The organism is Staphylococcus canis (genome assembly GCF_016238445.1).
GTDB classification, from domain to species: Bacteria; Bacillota; Bacilli; order Staphylococcales; family Staphylococcaceae; genus Staphylococcus; species Staphylococcus canis.
The window spans coordinates 1-205 of record NZ_JABANU010000140.1; the positions used below are offsets into that span (position 1 = coordinate 1).

Sequence of the window (205 nt, forward strand, 5' to 3'; positions counted from 1 at the left end):
ACTTATACAGCTAAAACGCCTTATATTGATGCACGTTGTACAATTTCCAATAATGTCAAACTCATGATGACAAAGCGGCTCTCGAAAGTGATTTCAGAAAAGGATATTGCTGAAGACCTTTGTGTATCACCTTCTACAGTCCATCGCCATTTAAAATCTTTAAATGAATCAATTCAAACGACTGTGAATCGTAGTTTACCACGTC

1 protein-coding gene is annotated in these 205 nt (G+C 36.6%); it reads left to right on the forward strand.

The genetic code is table 11. From position 1 onward, the window contains the following. Nucleotides 1-205 (forward strand): helix-turn-helix transcriptional regulator (locus tag HHH54_RS11255; RefSeq protein WP_198618847.1); only part of this gene is annotated, 205 nt, incomplete at both ends.